A 19283-nucleotide genomic window follows, 5' to 3' on the forward strand; every position below is an offset into this window, starting at 1 on the left:
TGTCATATGTGAAGATCCTGCCCCTTAGGGGCCTTGAAAACTGTTTCCGCGGGTCCGGCCAGATCCGGGTCCAGCAGGCGCACCGCGCCCCAGATGCCCGCCTCGGCGCTGCTGACCACCGGCACACCCGTGTGGCGGCGCAGCGGATCGCCGACGCCCGCCATCCGCAGGCCGCCGCAGGAAATCAGGATGCCATCCGCATCCTCCGCGTCCTCCCACAGCGTCCTAGCCTCGCTCAGCAAGCGCTTGGGGCCAAGGTCCTTGACCTCGGCGATCTGGCGGATGCCCAAAGAGCGCAGGCCGACAATCGCGACACCCGCGCTGCTCAGGTAGTCCTCGAGCATCTGGTTGACGTCGTCGCGATAGGCGGTGAGCACCGCAACGCGCGCCATGCCAAGGGCCTGCAGCGCGTCGATCACGGATTGGGTCATGGTCGCGACCGGCACCCCGCTGCACGCGGCAATCGTCTCGATCAGCCGGGCGTTGAACTCCGGGCCGCGAAAGAAGCTGAGCGACGTTCCCATGAGCGAAACCGCCCGGGCCCCGGCTGCGGCAAGCGTCGCCGCGCGCTCCGCGACCGCGTCAATGACGCCGGAATAGCCCGCATCCGACATCTCGCGCAGCCCCAGACCGGCGGCGGTGAACCGGCAATCCGGGTACATCTGCGCGGCCTCCGGCGGCACCGCCCCGTCCGCCGGAGGAACGACGAGTCCAAGATGGCTCATGGCGCCGGGGCCGTGCGGGCCTTTGCCTCGCTTGTCAGCGCCCAGACGATCGAGACCGCCGCGATGGCAAGGAAGACCGCCGGAACCGGCCGGGTGAGCAGGGGTAGGAAGCTGCCGTCGTAGATCACAAGGCCAGACCGCAGGTTTTCTTCTGCCATCGGCGTCAGGATATAGGCGATGATGAAGGGCCCCGTCGGGATCCGTGCCCGGTTCATGAGAAAGCCGATAAGGGCAAAGACCAGCATCACCCCGACATCGAAGTAGCGGCTGGAGACCGAGAAGGCTCCGATAACGCAGAACACCACGATCGGCGGCAGAAGCCAAGCCTTGTTCACATACATGAGCTTGGCCAGCATGGGCGTCGCGACCCGCATGACCACCAGCATCACCAAGTTGGCCACAAGGGTGCCACCGATCACCGTATAGGCGATAAAGGCATTCTGCGAGAACAGCAGGGGTCCGGGGCTGGCCGCGCCCCGGCCGCACGCTGCGCGATCTCAGGAACGGCTTTGCGCTGCCCCTGAAGCTTGGACCCCGCCTTGCCTTCGACCTGCTGCGCCATCCCGGCTGGGCCCTGCGGACCGCCCGCCACGGAGCCCCCCGATTCGCTAACTTCGAACCCTATGCGGAACGGGGCAGCAGCACCCAGTCGCTGGCGCAGCTCATGGCCGGGCAAAGCTCGGGCCGTCTGGATTGGGCGCTTCTGCGCGAGATCCGCGATTGCTGGCCCGGTCAGATCATACTCAAGGGTGTCAGCGCTTCACAGGATGCGGTGAAGGCCGCCGAGACCGGTATCGACGCCGTCTGGGTGTCCAACCATGGCGGGAGGCAGCTCTCCTCGGCACCCGCCCCGCTGGACGCGATCCCCGAGATCAGACGCGCCCTGCCCCCGAGCTTCCCGCTGGCGCTGGACGGGGGCATTCGCAGCGGCGAGGACATGATCAAGGCCCTGGCCGCCGGGGCGGATTTCGTCTTTGCCGGGCGTCCGTTCCTTTATGCCATAGCCGCGCTTGGCCCGAGTGGCGCGTCGCGGCTGATCACGCAATTCGCCTATGAGCTGGAGAACCCAATGGCCCAAATCGGGTGGAGCGATCTCGACCTAAAGGATGGCGCAGGCTAGGACTGGACATGACCTTTGCGAATTCGGAATTTTCGACCATGGTAGTATCAGAGCAGACCGATTCGGCGCCGCGGAAAACCCGGGAGGGCGACCGCACGTTGAATTATGGCTTTCTCCAGAATTTTGTCGGTCATTACCTGCGGCTGGCCTACGAGGCGTCCTATGACGATTTCGCAAAGCGATTGGGCGAGGATCAGCTGAAACCCGGCTACTTCAGCATGCTCGTCATCATCCGCAACAATCGCGGCATCACGCAATGCGAATTGGGCGAGAGCATCGGCAGGGACAAGTCCAGCGTTGCCAAGGCGCTGCGCAACCTGGAGGACCGCGGCCTGATCTACCGCGAGCGGGACGAGAACGACCGGCGGAACTACACCAGCTTCCTGACGGACAAGGGGCTTGAAACCAACGAGCGGATGGAGGTCAAAGCGCTGGAACACACGAAGCATCTGGATGCGGTCATCGAGCCGGAACGCCGCGACGCGGTCTTCGGCGCCCTGAGCGACCTTATCAACCTGCAACACGGCTCAAACGACAGCTAGCCGCATCGACCTGACCCTGGGCCCGGCGCGACCGCGACAAAGCAGTAAGCTCCGCAGGAGCCAGCGCGGTCAGAAAGGCGTCGGCGCGGCATCCACCGCCGTTGCCCGGATGTGCTGGCAAGTGGGCAAACCTGAATGGGTGCGCAAGTGGTTGCAGACATACTCTCCGCCGCCCTTGTATCGGGCATACATCTTACGCCAGGCACCCACATCCGCTGTAGCTGAACAGGTCTGCGTTCCTGCCATCAGGGTATGATAGTGTCCAAAAGGAAGGCTATGATGGCTATCCACATCGCCGCGGGGCGCGCGAAGGCGGCCAGGCAAGTCGGAAACGACCAGAACCTCGACCTGCCGGGTTGGATTTTCGAGCAGCCGATCCCAACGCGCCATGGCGATGATCTCGTCGAGACGGTTCGGATTTGCGTGTCGGCCAGACTGACCGGCAGCCTTGGCCGCGCGCTGCGCTGCGCCGGCGACTTCGCGCGCGGCCTGTTGCACTGAACTTGCCCCATCTAAGCAACTCTTAGACCTGACTGAGAGAAGCACACAAACAACCTGACGAATGAGGATGCTCAGAGGCCGAAACATTGTCCAAATCCTACCCCCGCAACAAAAATCTTCCGCGTTTACAAAAGCCTACGCGCCGCCCGCCGGGGTGGCGTTTGCGTTTGTGACCACCGTGGAAGCACTGTGGAAGCAAGAGGGGCCGATGTCCTTCGTGCTTCCGCATGAGCAGTTGAGCTCAGCGCTCCTCGATGAAGACACTGCACTCCTTCGAGTGTGACATCAGATTGTCGATTCCCGCGGTCACGTCCCATCTCAGGTTTACCCTCGGCCCGTCATCTACGGTCTGAATCGTCACAACGCGGTCGTGGAAATGGCGACTGCGTGCAGAACGGTGATGAAGTTCGGGTGTAACCGTTACGCCGGCAGAACGCAGGTCGGCGCGCAACGCGCTCGATTGCGATTGCGGCGTATCCGGCTCGCCATGATCGGGATTCCACACGACTGCGAGGCGCTCGATGTCGACGCCCGCTGACCTAGCGGCAGCGACAAAGCTCGCTAGGCGGCGACGGTTATGTGGCCGAACGCCGCACCAGGGGTCCTCGATTTCGATCGCGACACGGCGCCCTGCTACGCCTTGAAAGAGCGGTTTGAGCGCTCGGGCGGTGCCCGGTCGGAAGCGGAAGACGCGCAAGCGTTCTGTGAGCCCGGCCAACGGACCCGGCAGCGTTCGGACGCTTTCCTGCACCGACGCAAGCCAGCTGTCGCCTGCTGAGCATGAAAAAAGGTGACTGACCCCCTCTAGTGGCCCGGCAAGAGCCGCCGCCGCGTCCTGCGATGCGTAGAACGCATCCACAGAGGCCTCTGCCCCGAAACCCTTCAAAACAGACAGGCGAGGCGCATTCGCCACGGCCGAACCGTCAAGCGTGCCAAAGCGAAGTTGACCGGATCGCTCGTATGGCGCCAACGCATAGGCGATCTCACGATCGAGGCCGGTCGGTGTACCCGCATCAACCGCACCCGGTGGAAGTAGATACAGGGCACGCCTGTTCGAGGCTTCATCGAGCCAGTTTCGCAATGCCCGCGCACTTGTGAGGGCCTCGGACCGATCTTCGGCTCCCCAGAGATCTGGCGAAGAAAAGGCCACCAGCCCCGCTCCCTCAAGACGCACCCGCAGCGTCGCCGCCGAAGTCTGCGCTACCGGGACCGCAGCGTCGGGGGCATGAGCGGGCCGCGGTGTCGACTCCGCAAGTAGGCTGCGCAACCAGCCAAACGCAGGATGACGATCAAACTGATCCCAATAGACCTGGTTGGAGTAGTCATTCAGGCACCGCGAGCAGCTCGTCTCGCACGCTGCGCCACGAGGGCAATCCAGGACCGCGATCGCTCGACCCAGCAGCACGCGGGCCGAAAAGCGAGAATCGTCGAGCAATCGACGGCAGTAGCCGGCACCGCCTGGGACTGAGTCCGATAGGATGACCAGTGGGGCCGCACCGAGAAGCTCAACGGTCGCGCGAAGGTCTCTTGGGTCGGTTTCAAGAATGTCCGCTGCCGCAAGTCTCAGTGCCTCTGCCAGCGTTCTAAGGAAGCCATCCCGGGCCGCCCGCCGTTCAGTTTCCGTGGGGCGATCAGAAAAGTCTGGGACCGGCTGATCGATGCGGATCCCCCGAAGATCCGTCTCGAAAACATGTGCGAGGTCCACAGGCCAGCGGAGGGTTTCAACCCGGCACCGATCTCCGGTCCGCGGGTTCTCATGCACTGCCCGGATCTCGGCTCCGCCAGGCGCCTCTTGGGGCGCTGGTCTCGCGTACTCGCAGGACGGGCACCAAAGATAGCCCGCCCCCAGCGGCCCGCGGTTCAAGACGAGCATCCGACCAGGCTGACACTCTTCTGGTGCGATAGCCGGCGCAAAGAAATGCGTGACGCGTGCTAGGTCTGAAACCTGGAAGTCTTCAGGGCGGGCTCGCGTTAGGAGGCGCGCTTCGTCGACGGGTCGAACTCTCAAGCGTGTCGCGCCGGGGTCTCTACCCTGCCGGTCGGCATATGATGTCAGGAACCCGACCGGTTCAACGAAGGCGCGGCGAGGGCCACTGGCCCGTGCGCCGCACTGAGGGCAGTTCTCCCCAAAATCATCCCGCTTGTGATGTGTTTCTGCATGCTGGCACGTCGGACAAACGCGATGGAAACCACGTTCCATCCAAGCATCGCCGGTGCCTACCGTGGCTCTCCGTGCGATGCCCGCGGACGTCCAAATTCGGCCACCGGCCACGACTTCGGCCCCCGGCGCATACTCAGCGATAGCCATTGCTGCGTCCCGATAGAGCTGCAACGCTCGATCATCCGAGGCGGTGCGAGCGCCTCGTTCCGTGACAATCTCTAGGTGAATCGAGTGAACCGGGAAGCTGTAAGTCGGTATGACGGCAGCACGCGACAGAGCCTCAACCAGGAATCGATCAAGATACCGACGCATGTCGCCCAAACGGCCATTCATGCGACCGGCAGCGCGGGAGCGGGCTTGCTCGTTCGCTTCCGGATCATCGAGCGCGGCACGTGCCGTTTCGTAGGCGTCATTGAGCTCGCGCCAGCGAGCGCAAGTAGCCCGGATCCAGCGCGTTATCTCTGCGCGCGCGTGCTCAGTCAGTTCGCCCGCGACAAGGCCTACATGATCAAGTCTTGCCGGGAGAGAAGACGCCATGCGCTCAGCAACCGCGCGTGCGGCAACACCAGCCTCCGAAGCGAGCCATGCTGAAAGGTCTGCCAAAAGAGTTGTCTCAGTAGCCTCGTCCAAGCGCTCGCCCAGCACATCACGCAGACGCGGAGCTCCGGTGCGCTCGTGGCCTGCCAAGCGATGATTTAGCCAACCTGCCAACAGGCATGAGACCTGGTGCCGTCGGAAGAAGCTTGGATTGTCCAATGTCAGATATGGCGCGGGGGGGAGCGCCTCGAGATAGCCACGCAGATCGTTGAATTGTGCTTGGTCGTATCGGCCGGACCTCGCCATCATCAATGCAACGGGCGCAGCCTGCGCGCGGCGGCCAGCGCGACCGGCGCGCTGCTGATAGTTCGCAATGCCTGGCGGGACGTTCCGGCAGAAAACTGCTTCCAGCTCGCCCAGATCGACACCCATTTCCATTGTCGTGGTGCAGCTGAGCAAGTTGATCTCACCCTGCCGGAACCGCTCCTCGATCTCGGATCGTTCCGTCGTCGATATGGCGGCGGTGTGCTCCCGAGCAATTCCGCTCAGCGGCTGCCCTTCATAACGAACGAGGTAATGGTTGCGCCTGCGCATCTCGTCACGTTCTTCGGCTGAAACAGGAACTGTGCGTCCAGTACAGCGCCAGGCGGTACACACACCCCCGAGATCGATCTGGCTGGACGCACCGCAACTTTCACAGCGGCGCAGTTCTCCTTCCGGAGTCGCAGCGAAACGCATGGCCGCCAAGTTTAGCACATGACCGTGTCCGCCGGGCAGCAGGAGACGGTGGCGGGGCCGCGTCGCCTCCTCCCAGAAAGCCGAGAGAATGTCTCTCGCTTGGCCGTCTGGGATTCCAAGCCTGTCGATCAGCACCCACAGTGGCCGATTGGGCCGTCCCGGTTCTGAGAGCAACGTTCGCAGTCGGCGGCTCTGGTGCGTCCGCGACAACGACCACGAAATGTCCGCGCTCGCCAACCCCTCTCCCCAAATGGACTCATCTGTTAGGTCAATGTTCTCAAGCGTGTTGATCGCTCGCGATTGCCGAATGAGGTCGAGCAGAAAGCGAACCAGGGCCGGCACCATGCCCCGATACTCAGGCGGAACCCTTTCGGTGAGTCGCTGAGCAATCCTCGCATCTCCCTCATATTGCACGGTAATTAGGCCGAGGGATTCGAGTGATAGCCGCAAAGGCCCGCCACAGAGTTCAGCTGTGATCAGGGCCATCAGGCGGTCTTTCGCGGCGCTGCTGCTCAGAGGTTCTGGATTGCGGCGATCATATAGCTTGAAGCCGGATCGCCTGAGCTGCGTCCAGACACCATCGCGCAGCCCCATAAGATCCAAAGCTTCGTTGGTCTCTCGGCGCAACGCCTGGACCATGGCTGCACGAAGTGCTTGATCGCGAGCCGTACGCTCGAAGAAAGGGGCGAAAAACGCCGCGTCCTGCCGGTTGTCCGCAAAGACGAGAAGGTTCCGCCCTTGCATCGGTGCTTCCGATGACCGCCCCTGCAGCGGAGGCAAGGCCTCAAGCAGCGACTGCGCCGTTACCGACGCGAGCGCATCGTCACCTGGATGGATCGGAGTAACAGGCTCAGCGAAGCGTCCGCCGGTCGCTCCGCAAGAGAGGCATTTCCGGACGTAGCTGCGCCGTTCCTCGGCATCGTCGCGCATCGGTGCTTCGGCAAGGGAAAGGACGCCCTCCTCAGGGCCGTCGGCCAACTCGCCAGTGTCGGCGAAGAATTCGAAAGGAGGCTCCTCCTCGGGTTCCTCGTCCAGTTCGTCAGGGTCTATCTCAGTCGCGGCTTCTCCCGCCCTGATCAACCTCAAGACCCGGCGCCTCGCTCCGGGACTGATCTCGGGACGCGGGTGAAGTATTGTTCCATCGTCCCAGCCCTCGACGTAGGGCTCGCCGCAGTTGCGGCAGACGAGAAGGGGATAGGCCGGGGCACTAGTGATATGCATTCCATTGCGCGAAAGCCGAAAGTCCGACCAATTCTCGGCGTCGCTTGCGGAAAGCTTCAGCGCGACACCCTCCACGCCTGAGGCGGCGAGATGAAAGCGTGCCGGGAGAAGTGGAAACGCGCCTGGGACGGAAGGTCGAGCCAGAACGCCCAGTGAGATCAGAGCCGTAAGAGCTGTCCGCGCCGTCTCTCCAGACTCTGACGCAAAAACCCGCGCCGCGAGATCGGCGAATGGCAAAGCTCGCTCCTTGAGCGCACTGGCTACGTCGCGAACTTGTTTGATTTCGGCTAGCCGCGCAATAAGCGCTTCTCCGAACGGTTGCGCAGGGTCGAGGAGTAGCGCATCGAGGCCAGCTTCCTGCATCGCCTCGTTCCAGTCCTCGGTCAAATAGTCGACATTTTCAGCTGCGAGGCACCCTTGCTCTCGTAGCTCCGAGAGTATTTGCCCCGCCCTAACCCAATCGGCCGCGGAGAGTTCTTGTGGTTCCACGCCGTCGGTGAGGGCTGGATGCAGTCGTCGTTCGGCGGTGATGACCGCGCCGTCTCCGCTTGGGAACGGTTCCCCGAAAAGGCCTTCTGCGAAGCGTGCGAGTTCTTCGCGCTTCGCTGGATCGAGGCTTGCGGATGTCCCGACACAACGGATCTGCCCTTGGGGTATGCCGAGCCGCGCCTTCAGCTTTCGCAGGAGGAAGGCGACTTCAATGGCTTGAGCCCCCGTATAGGTATGGACCTCGTCGAGGACGAGCCAACGGACGTCCGCCCCGGCAAGCAATGCTCGGTTTCGCGGCAAGAGCAGGATGTGCTCGAGCATGGCGTAATTGGTGACGAGGATGTGCGGCGGGGTCTGTAGCATCTCACCCCTGGCGAGAAGCCAGTTGCGTGGAGCGTGGCGCGCATCGGGGAAATCGGCCTGAAAGGTGGGCGTGCTGGTCAGCCGTCCTTCTTCGTCTGATCTTGTGGCATCAGAGCGCACCTGTCCGGTAAAGCGCCCGAGCGTGATTCCGGGGTCTCCAAGATCCCGAAACAGTAGTCGGGCGATACGATGCATCTGGTCGTTTGCGAGGGCGTTGAGAGGATAGACCAGAATTGCGCGGACACCGGGCCGCTCCAGATCTCCCTGACGCAGGAGATCGTCGATCAATGGGAAGAGAAAAGACTCTGTCTTGCCCGAGCCGGTGCCCGTTGCGACCAGGTAATTCTCGTCGCGACCTATTGCTGCGGACTGGTGTAGGTGAAGCCGCCGACGCCAGAGGGATTGCCCCTCTTCGCTTTCGGAGAGTGCCGACCAAGCACCGTGCAGTGCCCCATTGCTCACCAGTTCTTCAATGCTGCCGCCCTTCTCGAAGTCTGGCAGGCTCTCGACGAATGGGCCGCGCACCAATGCCGCGCGTGCGCATGCGTCTGCCACGGCTCGTGACAGACGGGGCGCCCGCGCTGATGACACTGCAGCGGCAGTTGTGATGTACCGCGCCAGCGTCGCACCGAGGTTGTCCTTGAAACGGATTGGGTCGAGTTCGGTCATGGACGTTCCTTGGCAATTTGCCAGAGCAATAAGTGGAAGGCGAAAAGCTCAGGGGTGAGGCGCAACATGAAGGCGATGCTGGTGAGAGCTTGTGCTTGCGGCATGCCAGCCCGAGTGGAGACGGTATCAACATACTGAGCCACCTCATTCAGGCGGCTTGCCCGTGCAAAGCTAGAAAGCAGCGCCGAGCCCCATAGATCGACCTGAGCCGGTTCCTCAGACTCCTGACTGCGGCGCGGCGCAGGTGGACGAAGCTTTTCGGGTGCCAGGCTCCAGGCGGCGTGCATCAACCGTTGCAGGGATCCTTGGCGGCGGCTGTTCGGTCCCTCTTCGGCCGTGTCATCGAGGAAGAGGCCGGCTGCGTCGAGCCGCTCGACCAGCCGGAGATGTGCAGCGCGCCAATGGTCGGGCCCTAGCAAAGGCGTACCACGCCAGAACCATCCCGCCGATGGGTCCCTATCGAAGTTCCTAAGAAACTGGAAATAGCGACTTGGACTGAACCTTTCCAAACGAGCACCCGTTTTGCTAGCCTGCTTCCAATTTTCGAAGCCAGGGAAGACAGCCGCATGGAGGTGAGACAGCTCGCGTAGGCGCGCTGTATTGAGTGTGGCAAGTGCGGCCATCTCGGCGACACCCGGATCAACGGACGCCGCCAGAGCGACGAATGCCTGCGGCGCTGCAGCGTATAGATCCGGAGCGAATTGCAGAGGGTGGAGGATCGGCACCCAGCCGGGTGCCGCATGGTCGGGAGGCGGCAAGCAGGCCGCTCGCATAACGGCTCCATCGCCACCACGAAGTTCTCGCAGCCGACAGCCGAGTTCCTGCCAGCGTGGCACCAACGTGCGCTCCAGCGTTGGCCAGCATTCTGCTGCGTAGCAATCCGACAGCCAGCGGCTGAGAGCCTCGAACCGACGCTGAAGCTCTCCGTCCAGCACGAATCCGTCTGCCGCCGAGTTGGCAATGGCGACGGCGAAACTGTCGCCTCGCGAATTGCGCAGCGGTCGCCATCCATCGCGTCCTTCGGGCCGGATCAGGAGCCGTGCCAGACAGGGACCGTCATCAAGCCAATCGGTATCGAGGGTCAGTTCGAGGCCGTGTGCGTCGTTGTCGCTCACCTCGGCATGGAACCAGTCTGGCCGACGCGTTGCCACCGGCCGATGCCGAAGGGCGGCTTCGGCGAAAACGACTGCGCCCGTTTCGTCCTCGACCTCAACAGCCACTGCATCGACCGGCTCTCCGAATTTCAGCTGCAGTCGGATCGCGTTGCGAGCGGGAAGGAGGTTGATTGCCTGCGGCGCCAGTGCTGCGACCAGTTCGAATAGCAGGACTTCCGAACCGTTTCCGCGCTGAAGAAGCACCCGTTCATCGGAGGCGGGAGCCAGAAGGTCCCGAACAGCAAGGCTGCGTGTCAGCCCCCCATAGAATGGCCGTTCTTCGCGTCTTCCACGAATGATCAGCTGTGCCTTCTGGTCAGGGCATCGGATGCTGATCGTATCGAAGCGGTCGTCTTCACCAACCGAGAGGCGCGTGCCAAGCAGAAGCGGGGCCACACTTCCCTCAGCACGGCGCCTTGATACGGTGACATCGGGCCAAGGCAGATCGAAAGGAACATGTACGCCTTCGATCTCGAATACGACCCGTGCGACGCTGTATCCGCCGCCGGGCTCAAGGCATAGACGCCCTTGGTCGTCACGACCGACGTGGAGGCATTCATCCTGGACGAGGTTGCGGACTTGGCGTTCGCTGTGGAACACGATGCCATCTGAGCCGCAGAAGCCAGGCCACACCCATGCGGCAAGCGCGATCCCGGACCCATGAGCGGCGGCACCATCGGCGCTTGGCGCCATAAGTTCCATTCGGAGGCGCACCGGGTCTGCTGCCTCAGCCTCTGCGAAGCCGGCGAGCACCTCGTCCATCCCGACATCACCAAAACCGTCATCTGAAATCGATACCTCGATGAGGCGCGACTGCACACCGAGTGTGACCCGTACCGCGCGTGTCTCAGAGCGTCCCAAGCCAGTTTCGATCCGAAGGCGTGCAGAACGCCTATGAAGTGCGCCCCTTGGTCCGCTTGCGATTTCGTCTCCTGCCAAGGAAAGGCGTCTTCTCGGACGGGCCTTGAGGCCCGTTTGCAAGCCGTCAAGGTCGAGCACTAAGGGGCGCGGCCCGAGTACTGCGAAACCGACAAAACTATCGGCTTCCGGTTCAAGAGCGGGTTCGACTGCTATTGAGAATGGCGTCCGCGCCAGGAGAGCGATGTCCGTTGAGTCTAGTTCGATATCGACCGAACCCCGTGGGATCTCGCGCAGATAGTGACTGGTGATCCTGTCGAACGCGGCACATCCCCCTTGAGTGAGGAGCTCGAGTTGCCCGGTCTGGCCAGAAATTTCCCAACATATCTCGCGGGGCCAGGGCTGAGGTAGTGTCCAGTCCTCACCTCCGCGCAAACGGAGCGGTCTTTGCGCGCCATCGAGCCAGAGGCGAATTCGCCCCTCGCTTCGAGGCAATCTCAATACAAGCCCACCAGATTGCCAGTGAAGCCGCGGTCTCGGTGCCGGCGCCTTGCTTCCTCCTCGGCTCGATATGGGCCGCGTTTCTTTCAGTCTCTGATCAAAGACGTCCTTGAAAGATCTCTCGAACTCGATTGCAGGGACGAAGGCCTCCGGGTCTTGGCGTATCCGCGCAAACAGGGCGGCATGCCAAGCAGTCTCGTCCCAGAGGATCGCACGGCGAAGCACGTTGACCGCAGGAGGGAGAAAATACAGTGCATCGTCTTCCCAGCGGTTGAGCAGAACGGTCGTTTCGACAGGCGGCGGACCAAATGCTGCTTCCTGTCTCAGAAACGCGTCGATCAAATGGGGAAGCTGCGCCTGGCTTACTCCGGCGTGAAGAAGGTAGACGTCGACATCGCGATCAAACCCTCGAGTAGGTAAGCCGAACCGGTCGCAGACGCCACAGAATGAGCTGAACAGCACCTTGCGATGCTGCTGGTTATCAAGCGGAACGCGAAGAGTATCGGCAATATGCGGGTACACCGCATGGCCGGTGTCTCCATATCCTTCGCTAAGAGAGTGAGTGACGAGCCATGCTGCGAGGCTTGGAAACTGGCGGAACAACACTTTCAGCCTGTCCGGCCGGCCGTCCAGAAACTGTCGCGTGCGCTCAATGGCTCGCACTCGCGCGGCTTCGTCCAGGGGGATAAGGCCAATGAAGGGCGGCGCCCCTGCTTCTTGGCGGCGTCTGTTGATCAAGAAGTCTGCGGTCCTGCAACCCAAAGCACACCCTTTCGTCTACAGTGCCCGCTGGCCGCGAGTCCGCTTCGCTGTTGATACTCTTCGGGATAAGGAGTAACAACTCGCCAATCCGCGAACAAGCGGATTGACAGGGAGAGCAAGCGATGAACCGGCCATGTCCGCCGACGGTGTGACCTTCGGCCAGGCGATTTCGAAAGCCCGCAAGGACCTCGGTCTCAGCCAGAAGGAGCTCGCAGCGCGCGTGATGAAGGAAGAGGGCGGCGGGTCGATATCCCCGCAGTATCTCAACGACATCGAGCACGATCGACGCAGCCCCAGCTCGGGGCACCTGATCCGCCAGTTCTCCGGAATCCTGAACATCCCGGAGGACTACCTATACGCGCTCGCTGGCCGGCTACCGGATGATCTGCGGCCGGACGCGTCCACCCCGGACAAGGTCGTCGAGGCCTTTGCCAATTTCAGGAAGACGTTGAAGGAGTAAGGAGGTTGGCATGGTGAAGATGATCCGTGACAACACGGGCCGCTTTGCCGAGCGACCCTTCTACGAGGCGCGGGATCTCGACAATGAATGCGAGAGACTGATCGGGGACCTTCTGCTGAAGCGCCGCGGGACGGTCGACTACCCCGTGGCGACCGACGACCTGACCGTGCTGATCGAGATGCACGATGCGGACCTCGACCCTTACGCCGACCTGTCCGCATAAGGGCCCGATGTGGAAGGGGTCACCGAGTTCTTCCCCCACCGGGGGCCCAAGGTGTCCATTTCGGAACGCATCGCGGCCGACGAGCGGCGCGAGAATCGCTTCCGCACCACGCTCACCCATGAGTTCGGGCACGTGAAGTTCCACGGGCCGCTCTGGGCGCAGAAGTTCGCCAACGGCGACCTGCTCGAGCGCGGGATGAATGCGAACAAGGTGATCTCCAAGCGCGACAACATCCTGGACGCCCCGCAGTCCGACTGGATGGAATGGCAGGCCGGCTATATCAGCGGCGCGCTGCTGATGCCGGCCACGCCGGTCCGTCGCCTCGTTTCCGACTACTGCGGCCCACGCGAGCTGCATGGCGATGTCCACGTTTCGACGGAGCATGCCGCGCGGCTGATCGAGATGGTCATGGAGCGGTTCGCGGTCTCCGAAGAGGCCGCCCGCATCAGGCTGCTGAAGCTGAACCTGATTACTTCGACACACGGACAGCCCTCGCTCTTCGGCCGCTGATCGCGAATCCGCGGAAGTGCGTATTTTTTCGATTGACTCCGCTCTGGCGCGATATACGCTGATTAGCAGATCAGCCGATACATGGAATCACCAGAAAGGAGATCACGGTGACTGCACTGTCCGCCTTCCTTCGCAAGACGCCCGGCGAGGCGCTGCGCGAATACTTCGACCGGCCGGAAATCGGCTTGCCCACCGAGTTCGACTGGAGCGTGCCGGAGGCCGAGCTGTCGAGGCCGCTTCTCGGCGCCATCGAGAAGATGTCCCGCGTTCAGCGTGACCGCATCTCGAACGACGCCGAGCGTGTCCATGCCCTGTCCGACGAGCCGGGCCAGGCCGCGATCTACAGCGTCGCGGAGGACCCCGCCTTCCTCGACGGGCTCGCGAACCCGCATGCGCGCTCGCTCTGGATGTTCCTGAATGCGCAGGACCGGTTCCGCCATGCCGAGGAAGTTCACTTCACCGAGGACCGCAGGCGCGGCCGGATGTGGGCGGGCTACATGACCGACGCGGGCTGCGGCTTCGGCAAGGGCTACGCCGAGGCGCTGACCATCTGGCGCGAATATCTCGACAGGCTGAACGCGCTCCGCGACCGGAAGGGCATGGCGGTCATCCAGATCGCCCATACCGACATCAAGCGTTTCGACAGCCCCAAGCACGAACCCTATGACCGTTACGTCATCAAGCTGCAGGCCCGCGCCTCGGCGCTGCTGCAGGAGCACTCGGACGTGGTGCTCTTCGCCAACTACCGGATCTCGGTGAGCAAGTCCGACGTCGGCTTAAACAAGAAGGTGACCCGGGCGCTCGGGTCCGGTGCGCGCGTCATGCACACCGAGGAGCGCCCCGCCTTCCTCGCCAAGAACCGCTACGGCCTGCCGGAAACCCTCCCGCTCGAGTGGTCGGAGTTCCTGGCCGCCATGCCCCAATCCGCCTGATTGCGACTGAAAGGAGAGAACGATGGCACGTTTCGACACCGCCTTTGACGCCGCAGGCATCGAGCCCACCACCGCCTACGAGATCCTGCCCGCGGGCAAGTATCGCGCCCAGATCGTCGAGAGCGAGATGCGCGTCACGAAGAACGGGATGGGGAAGTATCTCTGGCTGATGCTCGACATCCTCGAGGGGCCGCAGCAGGGGCGCAAGGTTTTCGACCAGCTGAACCTGGTGAACGCCAACCCGACCACGGTCGAGATCGCACAGCGCACGCTGTCGGCGATCTGCCACGCCACGGGCAAGCTGCAGGTGAACGACAGCGAGGAGCTGCACCTGATCCCGATGACGATCCAGGTCGGCGTGAAGCCCCCGAAGGACGGCTACGGCGAGCGCAACACGATCCGCTACCTGGTGCCGGAGGCCCCGGCGCAGGCGACCCCGCCGAAGCATGCCGCCAAGCACCCGCCTCGAGCGGAACAAGAAAGACCGTGCCGGTAAAAGGGCCCTCTGCCAGCATCGACTGCGCAAGCGCTGCCAATTAATCGTACCCCTTACTGAAGTCCACCGGCTTCGTCGCCATCAGGATCCGCATTCCCTGCGACGGCATCAGCACGGCGCTGCTCCGAGGGTCCGGACGAACTCGGCCAGCCGGACGGCGCGCGTGTCCGCGGCCAGCTCGAGCCTCACTTCGTCAATCAGCATCCGGACCTGCCCTTCAGATGGCGCCCATGGCAGAAGGGGGGGAACGGGCGCCGGGTCTCGAACTACCAGCGGGCAAAAGACAGGCTCGTCGGTCGGTGCGGATCGCAGCACCTACTTGCCTTGCTTCACCAACCGTGGCCACGGGGACATCTGCATCGGTTGCAAATCACATCCACCCGCAACCGCATTCACCGTGCACCCGGCTCGAGCGCATCGGCGATTCGTGTTCACCTGTCCTTGGCATTATCGTATTGCAGGAGCCATCGTCGCAGGCGACGCAGATGTCGCGACACTGCTGATGCGACGCCACATCGCCGACAGTTGGGCGGCGCTTGAGGCACAGTTGCGAGACGAGGTAACGTCATGACACAAGTCAGCTATCCCGCCGCCTTCATCCGGGGCGGCACTTCGAATGCGGTCGTTTTTCGCGCCACTGACCTGCCGCAGGACCGCGCGGCTTGGCCAGCACTGTTTGCGGCAGTCATGGGCAGCCCTGATCCTGCCATGCGGCAGTTGAACGGCATGGGCGGCGGCAATTCGTCGCTCAGCAAGGTCTGTGTCGTCGGACCACCGACGCGGTCCGACGCCGATGTCGATTATACCTTTGCGCAGGTCTCGATCACGCAGGCCACAATCGACTTATCGGGCAACTGCGGTAACATGAGTTCCGCAATCGGTCCTTTTGCATACGACGAAGGCATGGTCACCGCTCCGGACGGAATGGCGACCGTGCGCATCCACAACACCAATTCAGGCAAGATCATCGTGGCACGTTTCGTTGTGAAAGCTGGCCGTGCAGTCGTCACAGGAGATACCGCAATCCCGGGTGTCGCAGGCAGCGGTGCGCCTGTCGAACTGGCCTTCCTCGATCCTGGCGATACATTGGGACGCGGCACCCTACCCGCGGGGGCTGCTGTGGAAACGCTGACACTTCTCGACGGCACCACTCTGCGCGCGACGATGATTGATGCTGCGATGCCATCCGTCTTCGTCGCGGCATCCGACATCGGCGGCAACGCGGCCGCCCATCCCGATGCCATCGACAGGAATGCTGCCCTGATGGCACGCTTGGAAGAAGTGCGCGTCTGGGCATCGCAGGCGATGGGCATCACCTCGGATGCCAAGTCTGCTGCTGCGCGTATTGCCATACCCAAAGTAGCGATGATCGCGCCGCCTGCCCCTTTTCGCGACCTGTCCGGCAGCATGGTCTCCACCGCCGCCCATGACATTGCGATCCGGATGATATCGGTCGGTCAGGCTCATCGGGCGGTTCCGGTCACAGGTGCGCTGGCTCTGGCCTGTGCCGCCGCTGTTGAGGGGTCGATAGTGGCGGAGATGCTAGAATCGGATGCCAGCCAGATACGCATCGGTACGCCGAGCGGTGTCGTCGTTGTTGGCGCGACCCCCGATCCAGGCACCGGAAAGATCGCAAGCGCCCATATCGTCCGCACACAGAGACGGTTGATGGACGGCCACGTCTATGCTCCAGCGCCACCTCTCTGACCGCTCATCTCTCTTGGAACCTCAAGGAAAGCTCGATGCTGAACCATGAAATCAACCGTTCGTTCAAGAATCGTCTGACCGAAGGCGGCGCCCTTCTGATGCCGGGGGCTGCTAATGCTCTGGCTGCCCGAGTGATCGCCGATCTGGGCTTCGAGGCAGTCTATCTGTCGGGTGCAGGCCTTACGAACACATACCTCGGCATGCCCGATATGGGGTTCATCAGCCTGACCGAGATTGCCCAGCACACCGCGACGATCCGCGACACGACCAATCTGCCGATCGTTGTTGATGCCGACAACGGCTTTGGCAATGCCCTGAATGTGCGCCACACCGTCCGAACCCTCGAACGTGCAGGAGCAAGCGCCATCCAGCTGGAAGATCAGGTGACTCCCAAGCGATGTGGGCATTTCGACGGAAAGGATGTGGTGAGCCTGTCCGAGGCGCGCGCCCGTATTCGCGCCGCGGTGGATGCCCGGCAGGACGAAAACACACTTATCGTCGCCCGCACCGACGCTCGCGCCACAGAAGGGTATCAAGCAGCGCTGGACCGTGCAGCGGCGTTTATCGAGGAAGGCGCCGACATCACCTTCGTCGAGGCGCCGAGTTCCGTCGACGAAGTGCGTGGTATCCCTTCTGCGCTCAGGGGAACGCCACAGCTTGTTAATCTGGTGGTTGGCGGGAAGACCCCGATCCTGGACCTGGCGAGCCTGGATGAAATGGGCTTTTCGCTGGTGCTTTATGCCAACGTTGCCTTGCAGGGTGCATTACATGGTATGCAGGCTGCGCTTGGTCATCTGAAAGAATCGACAAGAATGGATGAGACTGGGCCGGTGGCCAGTTTTGTCGAACGCCAGCGCATTGTTGGCAAGGCAATGTTTGACGAGCTGGAAAAACGGTATTCCAGCTAATACGCCAGCATATCTTTGGCGGGCGGCAGGCTGGGCGACGGATCGGGGCGGCTAGTAATCGACGATGGCACGCCGACGGGCTCTCTGCGCGCGGTCTCGGCAGGCGTTCATGCGCCCTTGGCGCGATCGGAGACCGGGACTATGGTGGACGATTTGCCTACACGCGGGAGAATCAGAGGCGCTGTCGACACGTGCTATGCCTCGGCGATCAGCTTGGCTGACATGTCGCCGCAGACCGCTGCGGTCTGCTCGACAGATTTGATTCCGAACCAAATATCCTGACTTCCTGCACCTGCTCTCGTTACCCGCCTCAGCGTCTTGCGCCGCATGCCAAAGCCGCCCATTGGATCGGCGCGCCTTGGCAAACACCTCATGAAGCACCAGCAAAGACTGCCGAAGCTGCGTCTTTAGCCGAGTTGCCCGCGTCCCTGAGCGGAGGCGCATGGTCCCAAGTGACCGTTGCTGACCCGACCACCAGAACAACATCCTATCTTTTCGGGGTATCGCGCAAGATACTGGACATGTGAGAGGAATCACCAGAGGTTCGTGGACGGGCGACGCTTGCAGCAAGCAGGCAAACGCAGGGGGTTGTCATAGCCATCTGATCGCATGACAGTTACGGATATATCTGCCCGCACAGGCACTCAGTAATCGACTTTCAAGGGAGGAAACTCGAATGACCCATGTTCGTTTCTGCGGCGCGTTTATCGTGGCTGCGTGTCTTGCTGTCCCGGCCTTTGCCGCGGTTGACCGTCCAGAATGTGTCGCGCCTGCACAGCCGGGCGGCGGCTTCGATTTGACCTGTCGCGTTGCGCAGTCCGGCCTTGCATCGCAGTTCGACAAGCCCGTTCAGGTGACGTTCATGCCCGGCGGAATCGGTGCGGTGGCCTTCAACCTGTTCAACACCACCCGCACCGATGACGGCAACGCCATCGTCGCCTTCTCAACCGGGTCACTCCTGAACATCGTCACCGGTAAATACGGCTCGTCCACAGAAGACGACATCCGTTTTGTCGCTACTGCCGGAGCCGATTTCGGTGCCGTGGTGGTACGGGCCGACAGCGAATATGAGACGCTCGGACAGTTGATGGAGGATCTGGGCTCCGATCCGGGCAGCGTCGTTGTTGGCGCAGGTGGTTCGGTGGGGTCACAGGACTGGATGAAGGGAGTGCTTTTGATCCGCGAGACCGGCGCTTCGCCTCGCGACATGCGCTATGTCGCCTTCGATGGCGGCGGCGATGCTATCGCGGCGCTGCTGGGGGGCTCGATCGCGGTCTATACCGGCGATGTTGGCGAGATGGTCCCTCATCTCGAGGCAGGTACCATGCGCATTTTGGCGGTGATGTCGCCGGAGCGGCTAGATGAGCCGTTCGCAGACATTCCAACTGCGATCGAGCAGGGCTTTGACGTTGAATGGACGATCCTGCGTGGATTCTACATGGGAGGTGAAGTGTCAGATGCCGATTACAACACGTGGGTCGAGGCCTTCCAGGCAGCGTACGAGACCGAGGAATGGGCCACCGTCCAGCATGAAAAGGGTCTGTTGCCGCTGAACCTGGCCGGTGACGAGCTACAACAATCGATCAAGGCACGCATGGACAGTCTGCGTGAGATCGCGACGGAAGCCGGCCTGATCAATTAGGGTTTGATCTGGAATTCGGGGAGGGCGGCACGGAATGTCGCCCGCTCTGCTTCTCTTACCCCAG

At 62.4% G+C, this 19283-nt stretch carries 15 protein-coding genes; 11 read left to right on the top strand and 4 right to left on the bottom strand.

Going from position 1 to position 19283, the window contains the following annotated elements; translation table 11 throughout:
- Window positions 1-2: 2 nt before the first annotated feature.
- On the bottom strand, window positions 3-683 hold the full coding sequence (locus JHW45_RS01270) for an arylmalonate decarboxylase (protein WP_272859161.1): 681 nt from the start codon (window positions 681-683) through the stop codon (window positions 3-5).
- A gap of 38 nt (window positions 684-721) precedes the next feature.
- Entirely contained in the window at window positions 722-1144 is a 423-nt protein-coding gene (locus JHW45_RS01275; protein WP_272859162.1) for a tripartite tricarboxylate transporter permease, read from the bottom strand.
- Window positions 1145-1245: 101 nt separating this feature from the next.
- On the opposite strand from JHW45_RS01275, the gene JHW45_RS01280 reads away from it, so the two are divergent.
- From JHW45_RS01280 to JHW45_RS01290, 3 genes are all read left to right on the top strand, one after another.
- A complete protein-coding gene (locus JHW45_RS01280) occupies window positions 1246-1845 on the top strand; it encodes an alpha-hydroxy acid oxidase (RefSeq protein ID WP_272860503.1) in 600 nt (199 codons plus the stop codon).
- Between the two features lie 8 nt (window positions 1846-1853).
- Window positions 1854-2387 (top strand): MarR family winged helix-turn-helix transcriptional regulator, encoded by a 534-nt coding sequence (locus tag JHW45_RS01285; RefSeq protein ID WP_272859163.1) that lies wholly within the window; start codon window positions 1854-1856, stop codon window positions 2385-2387.
- A 279-nt stretch (window positions 2388-2666) separates the two neighbouring features.
- A complete protein-coding gene (locus JHW45_RS01290) occupies window positions 2667-2888 on the top strand; it encodes a hypothetical protein (RefSeq protein WP_272859164.1) in 222 nt (73 codons plus the stop codon).
- A gap of 241 nt (window positions 2889-3129) precedes the next feature.
- Here JHW45_RS01290 and JHW45_RS01295 read toward each other — a convergent pair whose 3' ends face one another.
- Together JHW45_RS01295 and JHW45_RS01300 are read right to left on the bottom strand one after the other, a co-directional pair.
- Entirely contained in the window at window positions 3130-9066 is a 5937-nt protein-coding gene (locus tag JHW45_RS01295) for a DEAD/DEAH box helicase (protein WP_272859165.1), read from the bottom strand.
- The gene (locus JHW45_RS01300; RefSeq protein ID WP_272859166.1) at window positions 9063-12317 is read right to left on the bottom strand and encodes a hypothetical protein; all 3255 of its coding nucleotides are present in this window, start codon (window positions 12315-12317) and stop codon (window positions 9063-9065) included. Before JHW45_RS01300 ends, JHW45_RS01295 begins: the two co-directional genes overlap by 4 nt.
- Before the next feature lie 157 nt (window positions 12318-12474).
- Here JHW45_RS01300 and JHW45_RS01305 point away from each other — a divergent pair, with 157 nt between their 5' ends.
- The 8 genes from JHW45_RS01305 to JHW45_RS01340 all read left to right on the top strand — a co-directional run bounded on the left by JHW45_RS01305 (window position 12475) and on the right by JHW45_RS01340 (window position 19219).
- Window positions 12475-12801: a helix-turn-helix domain-containing protein gene (locus tag JHW45_RS01305; RefSeq protein WP_272859167.1), complete on the top strand. Its 327-nt coding sequence runs from the start codon at window positions 12475-12477 to the stop codon at window positions 12799-12801.
- A gap of 10 nt (window positions 12802-12811) precedes the next feature.
- Entirely contained in the window at window positions 12812-13024 is a 213-nt protein-coding gene (locus JHW45_RS01310) for a hypothetical protein (RefSeq protein WP_272859168.1), read from the top strand.
- A 9-nt stretch (window positions 13025-13033) separates the two neighbouring features.
- Window positions 13034-13534 carry an ImmA/IrrE family metallo-endopeptidase gene (locus JHW45_RS01315; protein WP_272859169.1) on the top strand — a complete coding sequence of 167 codons (501 nt, stop codon included), beginning with the start codon at window positions 13034-13036 and terminating at the stop codon, window positions 13532-13534.
- A 107-nt stretch (window positions 13535-13641) separates the two neighbouring features.
- Window positions 13642-14466, top strand: a complete 825-nt coding sequence (locus JHW45_RS01320; protein ID WP_272859170.1) for an AAA family ATPase — start codon at window positions 13642-13644, stop codon at window positions 14464-14466.
- A gap of 22 nt (window positions 14467-14488) precedes the next feature.
- Window positions 14489-14962 carry a DUF669 domain-containing protein gene (locus tag JHW45_RS01325; RefSeq protein WP_272859171.1) on the top strand — a complete coding sequence of 158 codons (474 nt, stop codon included), beginning with the start codon at window positions 14489-14491 and terminating at the stop codon, window positions 14960-14962.
- Window positions 14963-15529: 567 nt separating this feature from the next.
- The gene (locus JHW45_RS01330) at window positions 15530-16669 is read left to right on the top strand and encodes a PrpF domain-containing protein (RefSeq protein ID WP_272859172.1); all 1140 of its coding nucleotides are present in this window, start codon (window positions 15530-15532) and stop codon (window positions 16667-16669) included.
- Between the two features lie 35 nt (window positions 16670-16704).
- The gene (locus tag JHW45_RS01335; protein ID WP_272859173.1) at window positions 16705-17577 is read left to right on the top strand and encodes an isocitrate lyase/PEP mutase family protein; all 873 of its coding nucleotides are present in this window, start codon (window positions 16705-16707) and stop codon (window positions 17575-17577) included.
- 676 nt (window positions 17578-18253) lie between these two features.
- Window positions 18254-19219, top strand: a complete 966-nt coding sequence (locus JHW45_RS01340; protein WP_272859174.1) for a Bug family tripartite tricarboxylate transporter substrate binding protein — start codon at window positions 18254-18256, stop codon at window positions 19217-19219.
- Window positions 19220-19283: the final 64 nt, after the last annotated feature.

Source organism: Paracoccus stylophorae (genome assembly GCF_028553765.1).
GTDB classification, from domain to species: Bacteria; Pseudomonadota; Alphaproteobacteria; order Rhodobacterales; family Rhodobacteraceae; genus Paracoccus; species Paracoccus stylophorae.